The organism is Vibrio sp. M260118, assembly GCF_036533755.1.
Lineage (GTDB): Bacteria > Pseudomonadota > Gammaproteobacteria > Enterobacterales > Vibrionaceae > Vibrio.
Genome location: NZ_JATABG010000593.1, coordinates 1 through 1,261, shown reverse-complemented (window position 1 = coordinate 1,261; position 1,261 = coordinate 1). Strand labels below are relative to the sequence as shown.

Below are 1,261 nucleotides of genomic sequence, written 5' to 3'. Positions count from 1 at the left end.
CAGAAGTGGTCCCCAATTTTCGGACATGACTTTAAGTGATTGATCTGTTTTGATAGTACCCAACAATACTGGAACAGATTATGACTAGAAAACGTAGAAACCACTCTCCTGAGTTCAAAGCTAAAGTGGCACTTGCTGCCGCCAAAGGTGATAAAACTGTTGCTGAGTTAGCGCAGAAGTACAACCTGCACCCTAACCAAATCTCAACATGGAAAAAAGAGTTGCTTGAAAATGCTGCCATGATTTTTGCTTCTGAAACTCAGTCGGGCAAGGACAGCTCCGAAGAAGTGGACAAACTCCACGCCAAGATCGGTCAATTGACCATGGAAAATGATTTTTTGGCCAAAGTGCTCGGTCGCTAGACCGAGCACAGCGAAAAAGTTCGCTGGATAAATCCACCCTGTTACCAATAAAGCGTCAGTGCGAGCTTCTTAATGTTGCTCGCTCTACGGCTTATTATCAGCCTGTCGGACTCTCTGTTGAAGAGATTGAATTACGTCGTATGATTGACGAAATCCACCTTCAATATCCGTTCATGGGCAGTAGGCGTATTCGAACCGAGCTGGCTAAAAAGGGCCACAACGTTAATCGCAAGCGTATTGTTCGGATCATGCGAGATATGGGCATTGGAGCGATTTATCCCAAGCCAAAAACAACACTGGCGAATAAAGCTCACAAGGTTTACCCCTACCTGTTACGTGATATTGAAGTCACTTACCCGAACCAAGCTTGGGCTATTGATATCACGTACATCCCAATGGCTAAAGGGTTCCTGTACCTAGTCGCCATTATCGACTGGTATAGCCGTAAAGTGTTGTCTTGGCGCTTATCGAACACCATGGATACAAGCTTTTGCATTGAGGCTCTTGAAGACGCGCTTCAACACTACGGGCCGCCTGAGATCTTTAACTCCGATCAGGGTAGCCAGTTCACCAGTACTGACTTCACGGAGAAGTTACTTGACCACGGAGTACGGATCAGCATGGATGGAAAAGGTCGCTGGGTTGATAATGTCTTTATCGAACGACTATGGCGAAGCCTAAAATATGAGGAGGTTTATTTAAAAGCGTACACCACACCCCGAGAGGCAGAGCTTGAAATCGGTCACTACATGGTGTTTTATAATGAAGAGCGTAATCATCAAGGACTCAATGACCTCACTCCTGATGAAGTCTACTTCGGCAGACAAAGATACGCTGCATGAGCAAGATCAACCACTTAAGAAATTAGCTTATGTGTCCAACCATCGGGGTCCACTTCT

1 protein-coding gene is annotated in these 1,261 nt (G+C 45.6%); it reads left to right on the top strand.

What is annotated here, in order from left to right; genetic code table 11:
- The first annotated feature begins 80 nt into the window (after positions 1 to 80).
- Positions 81 to 1,204, top strand: a protein-coding gene (locus tag QTO00_RS19860) for an IS3 family transposase (protein ID WP_331426281.1) whose coding sequence is annotated in 2 segments (ribosomal slippage) — positions 81 to 333 and positions 333 to 1,204 — 1,125 coding nt in all. Because the reading frame shifts where the segments join, the coding sequence is not laid out codon by codon here.
- Positions 1,205 to 1,261: the final 57 nt, after the last annotated feature.